Source organism: Kitasatospora sp. NPDC015121, assembly GCF_055562955.1.
The window spans coordinates 126,073-145,953 of sequence record NZ_JBVHEH010000021.1; the positions used below are offsets into that span (position 1 = coordinate 126,073).

General features: G+C 76.5%; 18 protein-coding genes and 1 pseudogene. 9 read left to right on the forward strand and 10 right to left on the reverse strand.

Features of this window, described 5'->3' with window-relative positions:
* Positions 1-167 precede the first annotated feature (167 nt).
* On the reverse strand, positions 168-1,037 hold the full coding sequence (locus tag ACZ3J7_RS28645) for an aggregation-promoting factor C-terminal-like domain-containing protein (RefSeq protein ID WP_465625986.1): 870 nt from the start codon (positions 1,035-1,037) through the stop codon (positions 168-170).
* Positions 1,038-1,548: 511 nt separating this feature from the next.
* Between ACZ3J7_RS28645 and ACZ3J7_RS28650 the strand changes: the two genes are divergently transcribed.
* Positions 1,549-2,850 carry a metallophosphoesterase gene (locus ACZ3J7_RS28650; RefSeq protein ID WP_465625988.1) on the forward strand — a complete coding sequence of 434 codons (1,302 nt, stop codon included), beginning with the start codon at positions 1,549-1,551 and terminating at the stop codon, positions 2,848-2,850.
* A gap of 49 nt (positions 2,851-2,899) precedes the next feature.
* On the opposite strand, the gene ACZ3J7_RS28655 is transcribed toward ACZ3J7_RS28650, so the two are convergent.
* The gene (locus ACZ3J7_RS28655; RefSeq protein WP_465625990.1) at positions 2,900-3,367 is read right to left on the reverse strand and encodes a DUF2000 family protein; all 468 of its coding nucleotides are present in this window, start codon (positions 3,365-3,367) and stop codon (positions 2,900-2,902) included.
* 49 nt (positions 3,368-3,416) lie between these two features.
* Here ACZ3J7_RS28655 and ACZ3J7_RS28660 point away from each other — a divergent pair, with 49 nt between their 5' ends.
* Positions 3,417-4,211 carry a helix-turn-helix transcriptional regulator gene (locus ACZ3J7_RS28660; protein ID WP_465625992.1) on the forward strand — a complete coding sequence of 265 codons (795 nt, stop codon included), beginning with the start codon at positions 3,417-3,419 and terminating at the stop codon, positions 4,209-4,211.
* An 88-nt stretch (positions 4,212-4,299) separates the two neighbouring features.
* Here ACZ3J7_RS28660 and ACZ3J7_RS28665 read toward each other — a convergent pair whose 3' ends face one another.
* Positions 4,300-4,920 carry an RICIN domain-containing protein gene (locus tag ACZ3J7_RS28665; protein WP_465625994.1) on the reverse strand — a complete coding sequence of 207 codons (621 nt, stop codon included), beginning with the start codon at positions 4,918-4,920 and terminating at the stop codon, positions 4,300-4,302.
* Positions 4,921-5,318: 398 nt separating this feature from the next.
* Here ACZ3J7_RS28665 and ACZ3J7_RS28670 point away from each other — a divergent pair, with 398 nt between their 5' ends.
* Entirely contained in the window at positions 5,319-6,554 is a 1,236-nt protein-coding gene (locus ACZ3J7_RS28670) for a glycoside hydrolase family 6 protein (protein ID WP_465625996.1), read from the forward strand.
* A gap of 100 nt (positions 6,555-6,654) precedes the next feature.
* On the opposite strand, the gene ACZ3J7_RS28675 is transcribed toward ACZ3J7_RS28670, so the two are convergent.
* Entirely contained in the window at positions 6,655-7,134 is a 480-nt protein-coding gene (locus ACZ3J7_RS28675; protein ID WP_465625998.1) for a MarR family winged helix-turn-helix transcriptional regulator, read from the reverse strand.
* A gap of 105 nt (positions 7,135-7,239) precedes the next feature.
* Between ACZ3J7_RS28675 and ACZ3J7_RS28680 the strand changes: the two genes are divergently transcribed.
* Genes ACZ3J7_RS28680 through ACZ3J7_RS28690 form a run of 3 tightly spaced genes read left to right on the forward strand, consistent with a single transcriptional unit; the run spans position 7,240 to position 10,571 of the window.
* Complete coding sequence (locus ACZ3J7_RS28680) at positions 7,240-8,088, forward strand: alpha/beta fold hydrolase (protein WP_465626000.1); 849 nt, start codon at positions 7,240-7,242, stop codon at positions 8,086-8,088.
* A gap of 60 nt (positions 8,089-8,148) precedes the next feature.
* Entirely contained in the window at positions 8,149-8,862 is a 714-nt protein-coding gene (locus ACZ3J7_RS28685; RefSeq protein WP_465626002.1) for an ABC transporter ATP-binding protein, read from the forward strand.
* Entirely contained in the window at positions 8,859-10,571 is a 1,713-nt protein-coding gene (locus ACZ3J7_RS28690; protein WP_465626004.1) for a hypothetical protein, read from the forward strand. The genes ACZ3J7_RS28685 and ACZ3J7_RS28690 overlap by 4 nt, the downstream gene beginning before the upstream one ends.
* An 82-nt stretch (positions 10,572-10,653) precedes the next feature.
* On the opposite strand, the gene ACZ3J7_RS28695 is transcribed toward ACZ3J7_RS28690, so the two are convergent.
* Positions 10,654-11,694 carry a hypothetical protein gene (locus tag ACZ3J7_RS28695; protein WP_465626005.1) on the reverse strand — a complete coding sequence of 347 codons (1,041 nt, stop codon included), beginning with the start codon at positions 11,692-11,694 and terminating at the stop codon, positions 10,654-10,656.
* Positions 11,695-11,846: 152 nt separating this feature from the next.
* Here ACZ3J7_RS28695 and ACZ3J7_RS28700 point away from each other — a divergent pair.
* Positions 11,847-12,470: pseudogene (locus ACZ3J7_RS28700) on the forward strand (TetR/AcrR family transcriptional regulator); the annotation flags it as partial.
* Between the two features lie 36 nt (positions 12,471-12,506).
* Positions 12,507-12,857, forward strand: a complete 351-nt coding sequence (locus tag ACZ3J7_RS28705) for a VOC family protein (protein WP_465626025.1) — start codon at positions 12,507-12,509, stop codon at positions 12,855-12,857.
* 63 nt (positions 12,858-12,920) lie between these two features.
* Here the strand turns inward: ACZ3J7_RS28705 and ACZ3J7_RS28710 are convergent, their stop codons facing one another.
* A complete protein-coding gene (locus ACZ3J7_RS28710) occupies positions 12,921-13,280 on the reverse strand; it encodes a 5-carboxymethyl-2-hydroxymuconate Delta-isomerase (protein ID WP_465626007.1) in 360 nt (119 codons plus the stop codon).
* A gap of 688 nt (positions 13,281-13,968) precedes the next feature.
* Here ACZ3J7_RS28710 and ACZ3J7_RS28715 point away from each other — a divergent pair.
* The gene (locus tag ACZ3J7_RS28715; protein ID WP_465626009.1) at positions 13,969-15,978 is read left to right on the forward strand and encodes a SpoIIE family protein phosphatase; all 2,010 of its coding nucleotides are present in this window, start codon (positions 13,969-13,971) and stop codon (positions 15,976-15,978) included.
* 69 nt (positions 15,979-16,047) lie between these two features.
* On the opposite strand, the gene ACZ3J7_RS28720 is transcribed toward ACZ3J7_RS28715, so the two are convergent.
* The 4 genes from ACZ3J7_RS28720 to ACZ3J7_RS28735 form a co-directional block, all read right to left on the reverse strand.
* Positions 16,048-16,434: a tetratricopeptide repeat protein gene (locus ACZ3J7_RS28720; protein ID WP_465626011.1), complete on the reverse strand. Its 387-nt coding sequence runs from the start codon at positions 16,432-16,434 to the stop codon at positions 16,048-16,050.
* Positions 16,435-16,580: 146 nt separating this feature from the next.
* A complete protein-coding gene (locus tag ACZ3J7_RS28725; RefSeq protein WP_465626013.1) occupies positions 16,581-18,002 on the reverse strand; it encodes a hypothetical protein in 1,422 nt (473 codons plus the stop codon).
* A 243-nt stretch (positions 18,003-18,245) separates the two neighbouring features.
* Complete coding sequence (locus ACZ3J7_RS28730; RefSeq protein ID WP_465626015.1) at positions 18,246-18,731, reverse strand: Zn-ribbon domain-containing OB-fold protein; 486 nt, start codon at positions 18,729-18,731, stop codon at positions 18,246-18,248.
* Between the two features lie 219 nt (positions 18,732-18,950).
* Positions 18,951-19,679, reverse strand: a complete 729-nt coding sequence (locus ACZ3J7_RS28735) for a TetR family transcriptional regulator (RefSeq protein WP_465626017.1) — start codon at positions 19,677-19,679, stop codon at positions 18,951-18,953.
* Positions 19,680-19,881: the final 202 nt, after the last annotated feature.

Sequence of the window (19,881 nt, forward strand, 5' to 3'; positions counted from 1 at the left end):
ACATCAGCCACGGGACGTTCGCACAATCTTCACTGAACGGACACGAATGTGCGCTGAAATGTCCGGATAGGGGAAGGAACGCCGTGACTTGCTGACGTATCGTCAGATGTTCGCACGGTGGTGGAGCTGCGAAGACACCGTGCGGACCGCCCCCGGCGCCCGACCGCTCAGTACCAATTGTGCGACTGCCAGAACGACCACGCCGCGCACGGGCTGCCGTACACCTCGTTCATGTACTGCAGGCCCCACTTGATCTGCGTCACCGGGTTGTCCCGCCAGTCCGCGCCCACCGACGCCATCTTCGACCCCGGCAGCGCCTGCATCAGCCCGTACGCCCCCGAGGACGCGTTGGTCGCGTGCACGTTCCAGCTGCTCTCCCGCTCCACGATGTTCGAGAAGCACGCCAACTGGCCGGCCGGGACGATCTGCGCCGCGATCTGCTGCGGCGTGCCGCTGTACGGGGACGAGGCGGTGGCCGACGCGAACGGGGAGGGGGTGGGGGAGAGCGATGCGCGCTGCTGCGCGCGGGACGCCGCCGAGGCGGACGCCGACGCCCGGGCCTTCGCCTCCGCCGACGCCTTGGCCTTCGCGGCGGCGGCCGACGCCGACGCGGACGCGGACGCCCGGGCCTCGGCATCGGCCTGCGCCTGCGCCGACGCGGACGCCGACGCGGAGGCTTCGGCGGAAGCGGAGGCCTCGGCCTGGGCGGCGGCGGACGCGGACGCGGAAGCAGCGGCGGACGCGCTCGCTTCGACCTCGGCCTGCGCCTGGGCGGCGGCGGACGCGGAGGCCGCCTCGGCGGCGGACCGCGAGGCGACGGCGTCCGCGGAGAGCCGCGGGCCGCTCGCGAACGTCGGGTCGGCGACGGCGGCGCTGGTGGTGGCAGCGCTGGCGGCGTCGGCCGGGTCCGCGTTCTGCGGCAGGGCGAGCGCGAGGGTGGCCGTACCGGCGACCGCGAAGGTGGCGATGCCCGTCACCAGGGCGGTCCGGTGGCGGCGGAGCTTCTCCGAAAGGGTCAGGGTCCTGCGGTGGTGCACGGCGACCTCTCCTCGCGCGGGGCCGGACGGCCGGTGGACACGGTGGCCGCCGACCGGGGCGCGGGGCGCATCCGGCACACGCGATGGCAGGGGTCCGGCGGTCGAACCGGCCGGGCCTCCTGGCGGACGGGACATTCTTGGCAGACCCCGGAGAGCCGAACAATGCCCCCCGAAACTACGCCCCGTAGTAGCCGGCCCGGACGCGGAGCCCCCGCCGACCGTCGCCGCCCGCCCCCGCCCGACCCGTCCGCCCGACCGCTCCGGCCGCCTCCACCCGCCCGCGGACCAGCCGCCGAGCTGCGACTTCGCACCGCCGCCGGGCGCGCCGGGAGCCGCTCCGGCCCGCCCGGGCCCGGCTCCCCGCGCACCAACTATCCGGGACCGTAGACGGCCGCCCCGATGTGCGCGGGCTCACAGAGGGTGAACGGGAACCGGACCCCAGCGGGCACCGAGCGCACCCGACCGGACACCCGCTGTCCACCGCGCCGGGGGCGGCACGGATACTGACCCCATGAAGATCGTGGTGGTGGTGCTGGTGGTGCTGGCGGTCCTCGGGCTGCTGGGGGTGGCGCACTGGTACCTCTGGCGCCGGATGGTCCGCGACGTCTCCCGCCCCGGCGGCTGGTACCGGCGGATCGGGACCGCCCTGGCGGTCCTGCTGCCCGCGTGCATGCTGCTGGTGTCCGTCAGCGCCCGGGCCTTCCCGCTCGCCGTCGAGCGCTGGTTCGCCTGGCCCGGCTACCTCTGGATGGCCGTCAGCCTCTACCTGCTCTTCGCCCTGCTGGCCGGCGAGGCCCTGCGCCCGCTGCTCCACCGCCTGCCCCTGCGCCGGACGCCCGCCGCCGCGACCGTCCCCGCCGCGACCGTCCCCGCCGACGCCGAGCCGGTGACCGTCCCGCCGACCCGCTCCCCGTCCGGTGCCCCCGCCGAGCCCGCGGGGCCCGCCGAGCGCGCGGAAGCGGTTCCGGACGCGGTGCCGGGCGCCGATGCCTCGCGCCGGCTGTTCGTCTCCCGGGTGGTGGCGGGCGGCGCGGCGGCGGTGGCCGCAGGCGTGGTCGGCAACGGCATGTACGGGGTGCTGCGCGGACCGAGGCTCAAGCAGGTGACGGTGCCGCTGGCCAAGCTCCCGCGCGCCGCGCACGGCTACCGGATCGCGGTGGTCAGCGACATCCACCTCGGGCCGATCCTCGGCAAGGCGCACACTCGGCGGATCGTCGACACCATCAACGCCGCCCAGCCCGACCTGGTCACCGTGGTCGGCGACCTGGTCGACGGCACCGTGCCCGAACTCGGCCCGGCCGCCCGCCCGTTGGCCGACCTGCGGGCCAGGGACGGGGCGTACTTCGTCACCGGCAACCACGAGTACTTCGCCGGGGCCGGGCCCTGGGTGGAGTTCGTCCGCGAGCTGGGCGTGCACCCGCTGGAGAACGACCGGGTCGAGCTGCCCTGGTTCGACCTGGCGGGCGTCAACGACATCGCCGGCACCGCGCAGGGCCAGGGCCCGGACTACGGACGGGCGTTGGGCGACCGCGACCGGGCCCGCGCGGTGGTGCTGATGGCCCACCAGCCGGTCGCCGTCCACGACAGCGTCCGCCACGGCGTCGACCTCCAGCTCTCCGGGCACACCCACGGCGGACAGCTCTGGCCCGGCAACCTCCTCGCCGAGCTCGCCAACCCGACCGTCGCCGGCCTGGAACGCTACGGCGACACCCAGCTGTACGTCACCCGCGGCGCGGGCGCCTGGGGCCCGCCGGTCCGGGTCGGCGCGCCGTCCGACATCACCATCGTCACGCTCGCCTCGCTCCAGGCCTGACGCCGGCCGCCGCCCCCCGTTCGCTGCCGCCCTGCGGCGCGCCCCCGGCTCAGGGGTGCATCCGGGCTCCCTTGAGCACCTTGTCCACCGCGTTGCGCGGCCCGTGCAGCGCCAGGCCGACCAGGTCCAGCCCCGCCGTCGGCACGGCCCGGACCGCCGCCCGGTTGTCCCGGTCGTTGCCGGTGGCGAACAGGTCGGCAGTGAACACCGCCAACGGCAACTCCCGCGCCAGCGCCCGCCGGTGCGCGTCCGCGAGCAGCTGCCGGCCGCCCTCCAGGACCAGCACCGGCTGCCGGAGCATCGGCAGGTAGCCCACGCCGTCCGCGTCCTCGTACGGCCCGCCGATCAGCTCCGGTACGGCGGTGCCCAGTCCGCTCACCAGGAAGGCCGTCACGTTCAGCCGCTGCCAGGGCGCGAGGTCGTCCCGGAGCAGGACGGCGATCTTGCTGTCGAAGCGGACGGGAGCGGGGGCGGGGGCGGTCACGGTGGGCGTGGTCGTGGTCGTGGTGTTGTCCATGGGTCGAGCCTGCCGTCCCCGGCGCCGCCGGATCTTGTACGTTCTTCGCATGCCCGCAGCCCCGCCGGAGGAGACCACCGCCTGGCGGCCCCGCGTCCCCGGCGTGGTCGAGGTCTTCCACGCGCACTTCACCGCGCACCGCTACCCCATGCACGTCCACGACGCCTGGACGCTGCTGATCGTCGACGACGGCGCCATCCGCTACGACCTCGACCGCCACCACCGGGGCACCCCGCGCGACACCGTCAGCCTGCTGCCCCCGCACGTCCCGCACAACGGCTCACCGGCCACCGAGGGCGGCTTCCGCAAACGCGTCATCTATCTCGAACTCGACCGTCTCGGCAGTGAGTTGATCGGTCCCGCGGTCGACGGACCCGACCTCGCCGACCCCCTGCTGCACCGCCGGGTCGGCCGGCTGCACACCGTCCTCGGCACGCCCGGCGAGGAGCTCGAAGCCGAGAGCCGACTCGCCCTGATCGCCGAACGCCTCCGCCACCACCTGCGCCCCCGCCCGGCCACCGCACCCCCCGCCCCCGGCCTCGCCCACGGCCTGCGCGACCTGCTCGACGCCCGCCTCACCGAGCGCACCACCCTCGCCACCGCCGCCCGCCACCTGCACGCCCACCCCGCCCACCTCGTCCGCACCTTCACCGCGACGTTCGGCCTCCCTCCGCACCAGTACCTCACCGCCCGCCGCATCGACCGCGCCCGCCGCCTCCTCCTCGACGGCCACCCCCCGGCCACCGTGGCCACCGCCCTCGGCTTCCACGACCAGTCCCACCTGACCCGCCACTTCCGCCGCATCGTCGGCACCACCCCGGGCCGCTTCGCGCGCCGGCGGTAAAGGGGGGGGACGGGCGGGGCGCTGCGCCCGGCCGGGAGGGCCGAAACGGCCCGCCGACGGGCCGGCGGACCGTTTCGGAGGACTGACGCTAGTAGCCGACGCGCCAGAACTGGTCGTTGAAGTCTCCGGTGGTGGCCTGGATCAGTTGGTTCCCGTCCGAGTACCCCTGGACGACCAGGGCGAGATTCGTTCCGGACTTGACGAACTGGACGAGGGACTGGCCGTTCTTGTAAATCGGCTGTGCGTACCAGACCTGGTCCGAGAAGTTCGGATTGCAATCGACCTGGATGGCCTTGGTGCCCGAGGAATTCCCCTGGACCGCGATGCACTTCCCGCTGTTCAGGTTCACGATCTGGTTGAAGCCGCCGCTGCTGCCGTAGTAGCCCCAGGCCTGGTCGTTGAAGTCGAGGCACTGGTACTGGAACGGAACGGCCCCGCCGCTGGTCCCCTGGACGACGGCGCACTTGCCGCTGTTGTAGTTCTGCAGTCGGCTGCCGACCGCGCTGGTCAGGGCGGCCACGCTGCTCGCGCCGGCCGCCGCGTCCTTCTCGCCGTTCGCGAACGTGGGCACGCTGGACAGGACCGGCTTCTCCGCGGCCGGAGCCGGAGCCGGAGCCGGGGTCGAGGCCGAGGCCGAGGCCGACTGGACGCTCCCGAGCGCCAGTCCGAGGGTCGAGGCGAGGGCGAAGACTGCCGCTGCTTTGCGCACGGTGACGGTTTCTCCTTTTCCGCGTCGGGTGGTAATTCCGCCTGGTGTGTGTGCAGTCAACTTCAATTCCGGTACGCCGGACTACTCCTAACCGGCCAAACCCGTCGCCGAACCAGCCATTTCCGGCGTGGAGTCGGGAATTTCGATATATGTGCGACAGGGTCCCGACCCGCGCGGCCCGGGCGGGCGCGCCCGACTCCCGCCCTGGCCGTCGGGCAGACGCGGGGCCGGGGCGTTCCTCGGCCGCCGGGGTGAAAGTTTCACTCCGGCGGGGCGGTCCGGCCGGGGTCCGCTGCGGATTCGGGCGGGGGCGGCGGGGCGGGGTTGACGGGGAGGGGCCGGGCTGGCTGCATGGGCGGCTCCGTCCGACCGCCGATCCCTGCCGGGAGAGACCTGCCATGCGCCCACCCCACCCCGTCCGAGCCGCGCTCTCGCTGGCCGTGCTGCTCGCGTCCGGCCTCGGCCTCGCCGCCGTTCCCGCCCAGGCCGCTCCGGCCGGGCCCGCAGCCCCCGCCGCCTCCGGGCAGCGGAGCCTCGCGCCGGACACCCGGTTCTACGTCGATCCGGCGAGCAAGGCCGCCCAGCAGGCGCTGACCGACCTCAAGGCCCACGACCTGCGGGGCGCGCTGGAGATGGCCCAGCTGGCGTCCTGGCCGGTCGCGCAGTGGTTCAACGGGACGGCGTCCCCGCAGGAGACCACCGACGCGATGGCCGCGTTGCAGGCGAAGGCGGCCAAGGCCCACCAGGTGCCGGTCGCCGTCGCCTACAACGTGCCGGGCCGGGACTGCTCGCAGTACTCGGCGGGCGGCGCCTCCACCAGCGCCGAGTACGCGGCCTGGATCGACGCGCTGGCCCGGGGCATCGGCGACCGCAGGACCGTGGTCGTCCTGGAGCCGGACGGCCTCGCCCTGTCGCCCGCGTTCTGCGGCGGCACCGCCGCCCAGCAGCAGGATCGCCTCGCCGAGATCTCCGCCGCCGTCCGCCGCCTGGAGCAGCAGCCCGGCGCGATCGTCTACCTGGACGCCGGCCACAGCGGCTGGCAGAACGTCGGCACCCAGGCCCAACTGCTGATCGACGGCGGAGTCGCCGACGCGCAGGGCTTCTTCCTGAACGTGTCGAACTACCAGACGGACGCCGCGCTGACCCGCTACGGCAGCCTGGTCTCCCGGTGCGTCTGGTACCTGCGCAACACCCCCGGCGCCACCGCCGACTCCTGCGCCAACCAGTACTGGCCCGCCGCGGACGCCGACGCCTGGTACGCCGCCCGGGTCCCCGCCGACGCGAAGCTCACCCACTTCGTGATCGACAGCAGCCGCAACGGCCAGGGCCCGTGGACGCCGGAACCCGGCAAGTACACCGGCGACCCGCAGACCTGGTGCAACCCGCCCGTCCGCGGCCTGGGCGCCCGCCCGACCGCCGACACCGGGCAGCCGCTGCTGGACGCCTTCCTCTGGATCAAGGTCCCCGGCGAGTCCGACGGCAGCTGCACCCGCGGCACGGCCGGACCGGCCGACCCCGAGTACGGCTCGGTCGACCCGGTGGCGGGCGGCTGGTGGCCCGCCCAGGCGCACTCGCTGGCGGACAACGCCGCGCCGAGGCTCACCTTCAACACCGGCCTGCTCCCGCGGCACTGACGCGGCACCGACAGCCCCACGGACGCCCGGGCCCGCACCGTCGGCCCGGGCGTCCGCCTGTCTCACCCGGCCCCGCCCGTCTCATCCGGCCCCGTCCGCTTCACCCGGCCCCGTCCGCCTCCGCGGCCTCTCCCGCGCGCCGGGAGACGATCTCCGACACGGAGGCCAGGAAGCCCTCCACGGTGGCCCGTTCGGCCGGCGAGAGCCCCTCCACCAGGGCGACCGTCTCGCCGATCAGCGGCCCGAAGAACCCCTGCCCGAGCGCGACCGCCCGCTCGGTGACCGCCAGCAGGACGCGCCGCCGGTCGTCCGGGTCGCGGTCGCGGCGGACCAGGCCCAGCCGCTCCAGCCGGTCCAGGACGGCGGTGGTGCCCGCCGAGTTGAGGCCCAGCTCGCGGCCGAGCCGGCCGGGGGTGGCGGGCGCCCCCTCCCGGGCGGCGTCCAGCAGGGCGATCAGCGCCCGCAGGTCGGTCGGGTGCAGGCCGTGGCGCCGGGCGAACGCGGCTGCCAGCAGGTCGAGTTCGACGGTGAGCGCGCGCAGCCGGTGCACGGTGCGCAGGCCCGGTCCCGGATCGTCCATCTGTCCGTCCTCCCGTGGGGGTGGTTGTCGGCGGGGGCTCCCGCGTGCATATTATCTCGCTCAGCGAGAAGATTGCCGAGCGAGACACTCAGCATGGGAGCCAGCATGGGATTCGACCGGTCCGCCTTCCTGTTCGCCTACGACGCCCTGCTCGACCGCTGGCCCGTCCCGGTCGACACCCTCGACCTCGCCACCCCCTGGGGCACCACCCGGGTCAACGCCGCCGGACCGCCCGACGCCCCGCCCCTGCTGCTGCTCCACGGCGGCAATGCGACCGCCGCGAGCTGGTGGGCCAACGTCGGCGAACTCGCCCGCACCGCAAGGGTGTTCGCCGTCGACCGGATCGGCGAGGCCGGCCGCTCCGCCCCGGACGGCGGCACGCCCCCGCGGACCGTCGACGAACTGCACGGCTGGCTGGACGCCGTCCTCGACGCGCTCGGCACGGGCACCACCGACCTGTGCGGCCACTCGTACGGCGGCTGGATCGCCCTCACCTACGCGCTGAGCCGCCCCGAGCGGGTCGGCCGACTCGCCCTGCTCGACCCGACCGGCTGCCTCACCGGCTACCGCCCCTCCTACCTGCTGCACGCCGCCCCGATGCTGGCCCGCCCCGGCGAACAGCGGGCCCGCGCCTTCCTCGCCTGGGAGACCGGCGGCGTCCCGCTCGACCCGGACTGGACCCGCCTGTACGCCCGCGCCGCGACCTTCCCCGCGACCCGCCCCGTCACCGGCCCCCGCCCCACCGCCCAGGCCCTGAGCGCCCTCGAAGCGCCCTGCCTGCTGCTCCCCGCCGCCGACAGCCGCACCCACCACGCCCGCACCCTCGCCACCCGCGCCGCCCGGCTGCTCCCGCGGGCCCGCGTGCACACCCTGCCGGACGTCTCCCACCACGGCCTCCCGTACCTGCGGCCCGCCGAGCTGAACGCCGAACTCACCGCCTTCCTGGCCCGCTGAACCCACGCCCCGGACCGGAGGCCATACTTGGGCCATCCGCTCGTCGAGAGGCACCCCCGCATGGCCGAGAAGACCCCCGCCCCGCGCCGGGCCCTGCTGCGACTGACCGGCGTCAGCCGTTCGTACGGCGGCCGGGAGGTGCTGCACCCCGTCGACCTCGACCTGGCGGCCGGCGAGTGCGTGGCCCTGCTCGGCCACAACGGCTCCGGCAAGTCGACCCTGCTGCGGATCGCCGCCGGCCGCGACCGGCCGACCGGGGGCACCGTCCACTTCGACGGCCTGCCGATGGACGAGAACGACCCCCGGATCCGGGCCCGGGTCGCCGTCGTCGGCGACACCGTCGCCCACTACCCCGACCTGACCGTCCGCGAGCACCTGCTGCTGGTCGCCGTCGCGCACGGCGTCGCCGACGCCGCCGCCTGGGTCGACGGCGTGCTGGCCGACCGCTCGCTCACCGAACGGGCCGACGCGCTGCCCTCCGCCCTCTCCTCCGGCCAGCTGCAGGCCCTGCTGCTGGCCTGCGCCCTCGTCCGCCCGCGCGACCTGCTGCTGCTCGACGAACCCGAACAGCGCCTCGACCCGGAGGCCCGCCGCCGCCTCGTCGAACTCCTCACCGGCGAACTCGCCGACGGCGTCGCCGTGCTGCTGGTCACCCACCACGCCGACCTCGCCCTCCAGGTCGCCGACCGCGCCGTGCTCCTGGAGGACGGCCGGGTCGTCCGGCAGGGCCCGCCCGCCGAGGTGCTCGCCGCCGGAACGGCCGGCCTCCGGTGAGCCGTCCGCAGACCGCCACCGACACCGAGGAGCCGGACGGGGCGGCCGCGCCCGACGCGTGGACGGCCGACGACGACTGGACCGACGAGGCGCTCGCCCTGCTCCGCGCCCTGCGCGCCCCGCACCGGCGCAACCGGGCCAAGCAGGTCGCCTTCGCCGGCTACTGCGTCCTGCTGGTCCTGCTGGTCTGGGGCGGCGTCCCCAGCCTCGGCCTGTTCCTGCAGGCCTCGATGGGCGCCGACTACACCCGCTACGGCCCCGGCCTGCTGGCCGCCATGCCCGGCGGCATCGCCGCCGCCGGGACGGCCGTCCTGCTGCTGGCCGTCCGCGACGGCCTGTGGCGCGGCCCCGTCGTCCCGCCGCGCGCCACCACCGACTGGCTGCTCGCCCACCCCGTCCGACCCCGCCCGGTGCTGCGGCCCTGGTTCTGGCTCTCCTGCGCGCTGGCGGCCCTCCCCGGCCTGATCGCCGCCCTCGGCGGCATGGTGGCCCTCGGCCTGACCGCCCGCACCGGCCTGCCCGCCGCCCTCGGCTGGAGCCTGCCCGGCGCGCTCGGCCTCCCGCTGCTCGGCGTCTGCGCCGGCCTGCTGGTCCAGCGCGACCCGCGGGCCGCCCGCTGGGCCCGCCGGCTCACCCCGTACGCGACCGTGCTGGTCCTGGCCTTCGCCACGCAGAGCGCGCTGGCCGCCGCCGGACACCCCGTGCCCTGGCTGGAACGGATCGAACTCTGGTCCGGCCCCTGGGGCTGGGCGGGCGTCGCCGCGCTCGCCCCCACCCCCGCCGCCGTCCCCGGCGGGGCCCTGGCCGCCGCCCTGCTGGTGCTGCCGACCGCGCTCGCCCTGGTGCTCGCCGACCGGGCCGCCGGCACCGTCCCGCTGGCCCTGCTGCGCGAACGGGCCCGCACCGCCGCCGGCGTGCTGGCCGCGCTGCGGACCGTCGAACCGCGCGCCGCCAAACTGGCCGTCACCGAAGCCAGCGGCGGCGGACGCCTCCTGCGGGTCCGGCTCCCCGCACCCCGGCGTCCCCGACTGGTCCTGTACTGGCGCGACACCCTCTCCCTGCTGCGCACCCCCGCCCGGCTCGGCCGCGCGGCACTGCTCACCGTCCCGGCCGCGCTCTGCGCCGCCCCCGCCCACGACACCCGGGGCGTGCCCTCCTGGGCGCTCACCGCCCTCGCGCTGCTCTTCGGCTACCTGGCCGTCGCCCAACTCCTGGAACCCGCCCGGATCGAGACCGACGACGTCCGTCGCTCCTCCTGGTCCCCCCACCCCTTCGCCGGCCTGATGCTCCGCCACGCGGTGGTCCCCACCCTGCTCGCCCTCGCCCTCGCGACGGCCGCCGCCGCCGCGCTGCTGCTGCTCGGCGTCGGCCCGGCCGCCTGGCTGGCCCCCCTCGCCGCCCCGCCGCTGGTCGCGGCCGGCCTGGTCAACGCCTGCCGCGGCCCGGCCCGGCGCGACCTGCTCTACCGCTCCCCGCAACCGAGCGGCGCCAGCACCGGCGTGGTCTCCTTCCTCGCCTGGTACGCGGCCGGCCCCGCCGTCGCCGTGCCGCTGCTGGCCCTCCCGCTCTCGGCCGCCCTGCGCGACGGCACCGCGGCCCACCTCCCGTCGACGGCGCTGTTCGCCGTCCTGCTGGCGGCCCTGCTGCTCGCCTGGGCCCGCCTCCGGGCGTCCGCCCTGCCGGCCCGGACCCGCCCCGCCGGCTCCTGAGACGCCGCCGCCGGCTCCTGAGACGCCGCCGCGGGCTCCTGAGGCGCCGTGGCCGGTTCCTGAGGCGCCGCCGCCCGCCCGCTCAAGCGCCGAGCCCGCTGCGGCGGTAGCGCCGGGCGACCGCCGCGAAGGCCTCCTTGGGCTCCCAGGGGAGGCCGGGGCGGGTGGTGCCCCGGCCGGTCTCCAGCAGCCTGACCAGGCCGAGGCTCGCCCGGTCGAGGTCGTCGCGGGGGTCGCCGTCCGGGCGGTGCGGGTAGCCGGCGAGGGCGAACAGGTAGACGAACGCGCTGTCGACGCCCTCGGACTCGAAGACCTCCAGCAGCTCGTCCAGGTACGCGGCCTGCCCGGCCTCGTCCCGCTCGTGGACGCCGTCCAGCCGGAGCGGGGCGCCGGTGACCGGGGCGTGCTCGACCACCTCCAGCACCCGGCCGCCGCGGTCGCCCGCGCCCCGGTAGGCGGCGGTGCCGAAACCGGTGACGGCGAGCGGCTTCGGGCCCCGGGCCAGGGAGCGCACGGCCGCGCGGAACACGTCGGCGATCTCGGCGGAGCGCAGCAGCTCGTAGGTGGTGAAGTCGAAGGGCGCCCAGTCGACCTGCTCGAACTGGACGGCCGCGTAGGTCAGCGGCCCCCCGAACCGGACCCGGACCTCGGCCGCGGCCTCGCCGAGGAAGGCGTTCATACGGCCGCCCAGTTCGCGGAGCTCCGCCGCCCGCCGCTCCGGCCGGGCCATCAGCCGGGCCACCCGTTCCTCCGGGCTCCCGCCGGGCAGGAAGCCGCGGTTCATCAGGCTCAGCTCGACGCCCGCCACGAACACCACCTCGGCGCCCAGCCGCCGCAACCGCTCGGCCCGCTCGGCGCAGTCGCGCAGCAGGGCGAGGATCCCGGCCGGCTCCAGCTCCAGCGGGTAGGGCGAGAACCAGACCTCCAGCCCGAGCCCGGCCGCCGCCCGGGCGGCCGACTCCAGCCGCTCCGGATCGCCGCCGATCAGCTGGACGGCGTCGCAGTGCAGGTCGTCCCGGATGACGGCGAGCTCGCGCCGGACCACCTCGGGGTCGAAGTCCGGGCGGGAGGTCCGGCCGCGCAGGACGAACCCGGTGTCGTAGGCGATTCCCCTTGCTCGCACGCTCTCTCCTCGGTCGGTCGGGGGCGGCGGGTTCCGGCCCCGGAGGTGGCACGAGGCTGGCAGCAAAAATGCGCTTACGCAAGTTTGCTTGGAAGAAAGTTTTCGGAATGGCAAGTTTGCGGAGGCGCAGGGCGGTGTGGAAGGCTGGCGGCGTGACGACACCTGGGCTGCGGGAGCGCAAGAAGCAGGCCACCCGGGCGGCCCTGCGCGAGGCGGCGCTGCGGCTGGCCCTGGAGCACGGCCCGGACGGGGTCCGGGCCGAGGACATCGCCGAGGCCGCCGGGGTCTCGCCGCGCACCTACAACAACTACTTCGCCAGTCGGGAGCAGGCGATCGCCGCCGCCGTCGCCGCCGACCGCGACTCCCGGATCGCGGCGGCCGTCGCGGCCCGGCCCGCGGGCACCCCGCTGGTGGCCGCCGTCACCGACGCGGTGGTCGAGCAGTACGCGGACACCGGCGCGCAGGACCCCCGGGCCCTGCTGCTGGTGGTCGCCCGGCCCGCGCTGCGCGAGGCGTTCCTCGACACCACCGCCGGGATCGAGCCCCTGCTGGCCGGGGCGATCGCCGAACGCCCGGGCGGCATCGATCCGCTGACGGCCCGCGTCCTCGCGGCGGCCACCGCCGCGGCGGTCCGCATCGCCCTGGGGGAGTGGCTCCGCCCGGCGGGCGGGGCCGGCGCCCTGGTCGTCCCGGCCGACTCGCTCCCCGACCGGCTCCGCGCCGCCCTGGCCCCGCTCGCCCCCGCCTTCGTCGCCGCCGAACGTCCCGCCGGGCCGTCGGACGAACGGCCCGCCGAACAGCCCGCCCGGCCGGTGCGGCGGGTGGTGCCGAACCTGAAGCTGACCCGGGAGGCGGCACGCCAGGAGAGCCGGGAGTTCTACGGGCGGCTCGGCCTGGAGGCCGCGATGGACCACGGCTGGATCATGACGCTGGCCGCCCCCGGCAACCCGACCGCCCAACTGGGCCTCGCGACCCGGGACGCCACCGCCCCCGTCGTCCCGGACCTCAGTGTCGAGGTCGACGACGTGGACGCGGCCCACGCGGCGATGCGCGCGGCGGGCGCGGAGATCGTCCACCCGTTGAGCGACGAGGAGTGGGGCGTGCGGCGGTTCTTCGTCCGCGACCCCAACGGCCGGGTGGTCAACGTCCTCGGCCACCGCTGACGAAGGCAGAGACGGAGACGGAAGCGGAACGGGCGGAGACGGCCGGGGCGGCGGGCGCGCGGGCTACCAGCCGGTGCGCAGGCGGTAGGAGGCGGTGAGGTCGCGGACCTCCGCCGAACGGACCACCTCGCGGCCGAGGACCGGCCGCAGGTGCTTGTCGAGCAGGCGCAGCACCTCCTCGGAGAGACGCGCCTTCAAGCCCTCCGGGCGGCCGGGCAGCAGGCCGATCGCGATGTGCACGAAGGCGACCAGCTGCCCGTCCGCGGTGTCCACCCAGGTCTCGGCGGCCGGGCGGAAGAAGGTCTTGCACACGCCCCGGGACGCCACCCACTCGCGCACCAGCGGGTGCAGCTCGCGGACGAAACCGGGGCGGTCGAAGGCGTCGGCGAGCTGCGGCGAGTAGTCGACGGTGATGTGGGGCATGGCGGGACCTCTTCGCGCAGATGCTTGGCTTCTACATCCGCCTATCCTCTCCCCGGCCCGCTCCGGCCCCGCGCCCGGGGTGCCCGGTCAGCGGACGCGGCGGCACGCCGAGCGGTCACCAGCGCCCCCACCAGGCCGGCGGCGGCGGATCGGCGGGCACCGCCGACGGCTGCCCGGGGTGCAGACCGAGCCGGCGCAGCGCCGCCGCGTCCACCGACAGCACCACCGTGCCCCACCAGTGCCCGTCCGGGCCGATCCCGCACGCCAGGTCGAACCGCAGCTCACCGTCCGCCAGCGGGAACCAGTCGATGCCGTGGGCGCGCAGTCAAGCGCGGAGCCGCTCGTGCGCGCCCGGCTGCTTCGGCAGGTTCGGGTAGACCAGCACCCGCACCCACTGCTCCTCGTCCTCGTTCACGGGCCCATCATCCCCCGCCCCTGAAGCCCTGTCAGGTGAACGGGAGCCGTCGCAACCGGCGCACCGGCGGGGAAAAACCGGGCGCGACCATTGGCCCGGTCCGACCGGGGAGTGTAGGAATGGGCGTATGACCCGGTTTCGGGCAGCACCCGGTGGACGCAGCATGGCGGACCAGGCCCCTCCGCGACAGCTGTCCACCGCCCCGCGCCCCGCCCCCGCTGCCCGCCCGGCCCCCGCGACCCGGCCGAGGTCCGCCCCCGCCGGACGGCCCGGATGACCGCCACCGCCAACGGGACGGGCCGGCCCCGCGCACCCGGGCCCGCCGTCGTCCGCGAAGGCGTGCTGCTGCTCGACGCCGGCCGGCGCCTGCGCTACGCCAACGACGAGGCCCGCCGCCTGCTCGGCCTGCCCGCCGACTGCGAGGGCCGCCCGCTCGACGCCCTCGACCTGCCGCCCGCGCTCACCGCCCTGCTCGACGCCCCCGGCGGGCTCACCGGCGCCCCCGCACTGATCCACGGCCGCACCCTCAGCGTCGACCTGCACCCCACCGACCGGCTCGGCGGCCCGCCCTGCCGGCTCGCCACCCTGCGCGACACCGCCCCGCCGGTCGCCCCCGACACCGCCCGGCTGCGCCTGGAACTGCTCTACCGGGCCGGCGCCTCGATCGGCACCACCCTCGACATCACCCGCACCTGCGAGGAACTCGCCGCCGCCCTCGTCCCCGCCTTCGCCGACTTCGCCAGCGTCGACCTGTACGAGGGCGTGCTGGCCGGCGGCGAACCGCGCCCCGGCCAGCACCGCCCGCTGCGCCGCGCCGCGCTGGCCAGCGTCACCGAGCTGCCGCCGCTGCTGGCGCCCGGCTCGCCCGTCCCGCTCCTCCCCGGCACCCCCAGGGCCCGGGCCGTCGCCGGGCCGTGCTCGGTGGTCGAGCCCGACCTGTCGGCCGCGCTGGCCGCCTGGGACGACATCAGCCCCGACACCGTCGACGCGATGCGCGCGGAGGGCGTGCACACCCTGGTCGCGGTGCCGCTGGCGGTCGGCGGGACCCTGCTGGGCGTGGCCACCTTCTGGCGGGCCCGCCCGCGCCCGGCCTTCGACGAGGAGGACCGCACCCTCGCCGAGGAACTCACCGCCCGCGCCGCCGTCCTGGTCGAGAACGCCCGCCGCTACACCCGCGAGCACACCATGGCCGTCGCCCTCCAGCACAGCCTGCTGCCCGCCGGACTCCCCGAACAGCACGCCCTGGACGTCGCCTCCCGCTACCTGCCCGCCCAGGCCGGCGTCGGCGGCGACTGGTTCGACGTCATCCCGCTCTCCGGCGCCCGGGTCGCCCTGGTGGTCGGCGACGTGGTCGGCCACGGCGTGCACGCGGTCGCCACCATGGGACGGCTGCGCACCGCCGTGCACACCTTCTCCTCGCTCGACCTCGCCGCCGACGAACTGCTCGGCCACCTCGACGCCCTGGTCAACCGCCTCGACCAGGAGCACCCCGCGCCCGACGGCACCGAACGCCCGATCACCGGCGCGACCTGCCTGTACGCCGTCTACGACCCGGTCACCCGCCGCTGCACCCTGGCCCGGGCCGGCCACCTGCCGCCTGCCGTGGCCTACCCCGACGGCCGGGTCGAGATCGTCGACCTGCCGGCCGGCCCGCCGCTCGGCGTCACCGGCCTGCCCTACGAGAGCGCCGAGCTGGAACTCCCCGAGGGCAGCCGGCTGGTGCTGTACACCGACGGGCTGCTGGCCTCCCGCGGCCAGGACGTCGACCACGGCCTGAAACTGCTCCGCGGCGCCCTCGCCCACCCCGGCCGCGACCCCGGGCGGACCTGCGAGGACCTGCTCGCCGCGCTGCTGCCCGCCGACCCCGCCGACGACGTCGCGCTGCTGGTCGCCCGCACCCGCGCACTGCCCGCCGACCAGGTCGCCGACTGGGACGTCCCCGCCGACCCGGCCGCCGTCGCCCGGATCCGGGCCGCCGTCATCCGCCGGCTCGACGACTGGGGCCTGTCCGACCAGGCCTTCGCCGCCGAACTCGTGCTCAGCGAGCTGATCACCAACGCCATCCGGTACGCCGCCGAGCCGATCCGGGTCCGGCTGCTCCGCGACCGGGCGCTGATCTGCGAGGTCTGGGACGGCTCCGCCACCTCCCCGCACCTGCGGTACGCCACCGACACCGACGAGGGCGGGCGCGGCCTGTTCCTGGTCGCCCAGCTCGCCGAGCGCTGGGGCACCCGCTACCCGGCCAGCGGCAAGGTGATCTGGGCCGAACTGCCGCTGGGCTGACCCCCTCCGGACGGCGCACCGCCCCCGGCCGTCGGAACGGCCGGGGGCGGTGCGGTGCGTGCGGGCGGCTCAGGCCTCGGGGAACTCCCCGTCGAACGCGGAGGCCAGCCGCAGGTACGGGACGGCCTCGGCGTGCCGGCCCTGGCGCTCCAGGACGCGGCCGAGCACCAGGTGCGCGTAGTGCTCGACCGGGTCGCGCCCGATCACCTCGCGCAGCTGCTCCTCGGCGCGGCGCAGCTGGGCCGAGTGGTAGTAGGCGCGGGCCAGCAGCAGGCGCGGTCCGACCTGCTCGGGCACCTCGTCGACGACCTCGGCGAGGAGCAGCGCGGCGTCCGCGTACGCCTTGGAGTCGAAGAACAGCTGGGCGCGGGCCCAGCGCTCGGCGGTGCCCTCGCCGGGGGTCACGACGGACGCGCCGCGGTGGCGGGGGTCGCTGTGGCGGAGGTCGGTGGTCATGCCTGCTCCTTCCCGTTTCCGGGTCCGGCCGGGCCGCTGTGGCCCGACAGGTGGTTGAACATTCACCTACCGGGGGCTATTCCGCGGCCGGTCCGCCGCAGGACGACCACGGCACGCGGCACGCCGCACGCCCCACACGGCACGCTTCACGCGGCCGACAGCTCCAGCAGCCGGTGCATGAACGGCACCGGCAGCGCCGGGTTGCCCGCCGCCGCGTCCGGCTGCGCGTCCGGCTCCAGCGCGCGCAGCAGCGCCCGCAGCGGCAGCCGCGGATCGCCCGCCGCCGCCCGCGCCACCACGCCGTCCCCGTCCGCCGCCAGCGCGGCCAGCACCTCGGGCGCCGGCTCCGGATCGCGCAGCGCCGCCAGCCGCAGGGCCGGCTCCGGGCGCCGCGCCCACGCGGCCAGGCCCGGCGCCGCGAACCGGGGGTCCGCCACCAGCGCGGCCGGACCGAGCAGCTGCTCGTACACCGAGCGCAGCAGCTCGCCCGGCGCGTCCGCGCAGTGCTCCGCCAGCGCCAGGCGCACCATCAGCTCCGGGTCCGCCGCCAGCAGCTCCACCGCCTCGCCCGGCAACCGCTCCAGCGAGGCCACCGCGCAGCGCACCAGCGGGTGCGCCGAACCCGCCAGCCGCAGCAGCTCCGCCGGGTCGTCCGCCCGCTCCGCCACCCACGGCAACGGCGGCGGCGCGTCCGGCAGCCGGTAGGCCACCGCCGCGCGCTGGGCCTCGGTGAGGTCGGCGCGCAGCGACACCGCCAGGCGCACCTCCTCGTGCGGATCGGCCGCCAGCGACAGCGCCAGGTCGGTGGGCAGCCGCGGATTGCCCGCCGCGGCCGCCCGGATCCGCGGGTCGTCGTCCAGCACCAGCCACTCGCCCAGCGCCCGCTCCAGCGCGGCGCCGGCCGCCGTCCGCTCCCGGCGGGCCGGGTCGCTCTCGGCGATGTAGCCCGCCAGCGTCACCGGCAGCTCCCGCTCCACCCGCAGCGCCCGCCGCACCGCCGCCCGCACCGCCGGGTCGCGGTCGGCCCGCAGCCCGGTGCGGACCGTCGGCGGCAGCCGCGGCCAGGAGTCGGCCCGGACCGCGGCCGCGCGCACCAGCGGCGAGGTGTCCTGGGCCAGGGCCACCAGCAGCTCCGGCGGCAGGCCCGCGCAGCCCGGCACTCGGCGGCGGGTGTCCGGGTCGCGGTCGCCCGCCAGCGCGGCCAGCACCTCCGGCGCCAGCGCGACCCGGTGCGCCGCCGACGCGGCGGCCCGCCGCACCCGCCGCTCCCGGTCGGCCGCCAGCACCTCCAGCGCCGACGCCGACAGGCCCGGACGCTCCGCCAGTGCCGCCCGCACCGGCCACCTCGGGTGCCGCAGCGCGGCCTCCAGCACCCGCTCCGGCAGTTCGGGGCGGCGGGCCAGCCAGCCCGGCTCGCCCGGCTCGGTGCCCTCGTCCAGCAGTCGGAGCAGCACCTCGGCCGGCGCGCCCGGATTGGCCGCCAGCCCGTCCCGCCAGGCCCGCACCGGCGGCGGGCCGGACAACGGACGCCAACGGGCGGCCGACTGATGTGCGCTCAGGTCGAGCACGTGTGGATACCTCCCCCGGAACGACAAACGCCACCGACCCTACCCGCGCGGCGGTGCCGCGTGCACCGGTTCCCGCCAGGGAGGCACAGGCGGGAGGAGGCATGTCGGAAGTGTGCGCACGGCAGGGACGTCCGAAGGAGGAACGCCCCCGGCCGGTGGCACTCGGTGCCATCGGCCGGGGGCGCGGACCGGGCGCCGGTGGGGCGGCGGCCCGGGGCTCGGGAGCCGGTCGGGAACGGGGGGTCAGGCGCGCGGCGCCAGCCGGAAGGTCAGCACCCGGCCGCCCTCCTCGCTGGTCACCAGGTGCACCCGGGCGCCGATCGGCACCGCGCCCGGCAGCCCGCCGAGCACCGAGGCCTGCACGGTGTAGCCCTCGTCCAGCACGATCAGGTACGGCCGCCCCGGCTGCGGGCCGCGGCGGGTCGGCCGCAGCAGCCGCTGCACCGTGCCCTGGCCGGTCGCCCGCGCGGGCGCCAGGTCGGCCGAGCCGCACACCGGGCAGAGCAGGCAGCTGGCCGCGCTGGCCGAGCGGCACCAGCGGCAGCGCCGGTAGTCCAGCTCCGCCTCGCCGGACGGGCTCGCTGCTGCGGGCCGGGCCTGCTGCTGCGGGAAGGGGTGCTCGCCGAAGGGCGCGAACGGGGTGTGCGGGGCCTGCTGGGCCTGCGGTGCGGACGGGGTGTGCGGGGTGAGCTGGGTGTGCGGTGCGGACGGGGCGAGCGTGAGGGTCATGGCCGTCTCCTCCCTGGACCTGGGTGCGCGGCCGTACCGCCGCCCGGGAACGGGCGTGCGGTCGGGGCGTCTGCCAGAAGGAAGGTATGGCACTCAGTGCCTCATGTAAAGGTACCGAGTGCCAAGTCCTACCGTCGGATCGTCATCCGGTCCCCGCCTTGTCCCTGCCCGGCCCCCGCCCGATCGTCGACGGGCGCCAGCGGGTGCCGCCGAGGCGGCTCAGCCCTCCAGCGCCGCCTCGACGCCCTGCACCACCCGCCACATCGGGGTCCCGCGCCGGGCCACCATCACCACCACCTCGTCGTCCTGCGAGGACGCGCCCGCGCCGCCCTCGGCGCCGCCGCCCCAGGTGTCGACCACCAGTTGCAGCGCCTCGTCCACGGCCGCGCCCACGTCGCCCTCGCCGCCCGAGCGCAGCCAGGACCGCAGCGCGTAGTTGTGCGCCGCGACCACCGCGGCCGCGATCACGTCGGCCCGCAGCGCGCCGTCCGAGCGGGCCGCGTAGCGGGTGCGCAGGTGGCCGGCCAGGGTGCGCTCGTAGCGCCAGACCACCGACAGCTCGTGGATCCGCAGGGTGGGCACCTGCTTGGTCAGCCGGTAGCGGCCGACCGAGAACGCCGGGTTGCCCGCGTACATCCGCAGCACCAGCCGGGCCGCGTCGCAGACCTGCTCGACCGGGTCGCCCGCCGGGTCGGCCGCCGCCAGGAACGCCGTCATGTCGGCGAGGCAGCCGTCGTGGTCGGGGAAGACCACCGCCTCCTTCGACGGGAAGTACCGGAAGAAGGAGCGCCGGCCGACCCCGGCGAGCGTGACGATGTCGTCGATCGTGGTCTGCTCGAAGCCCCGCTCGGAGAACAGCTCGAAGGCGGCCTCCACCAGCGCGTCCCGCATCGTCGTCCGCGTTCCGCCGTTCCCGGCCGTCCGGTCCGGCCCCTGCACCTCGCTCATACCCGGGACGGTAGCACCGACCAGCGCGTTCGGGCTGGGCCGGGCGGCACTGAGTGTGCATAATCGGGGGTACTGAGTGCCACACCGAGGAGATTTGCCATGACCCAGGACTTCGACCTCTACCGGCTGGGTGAGGAGCACGTGATGCTCCGGGAGTCGGTGCGTTCGCTGGCGGAGGCGAAGATCGCCCCGTTCGCGGCGG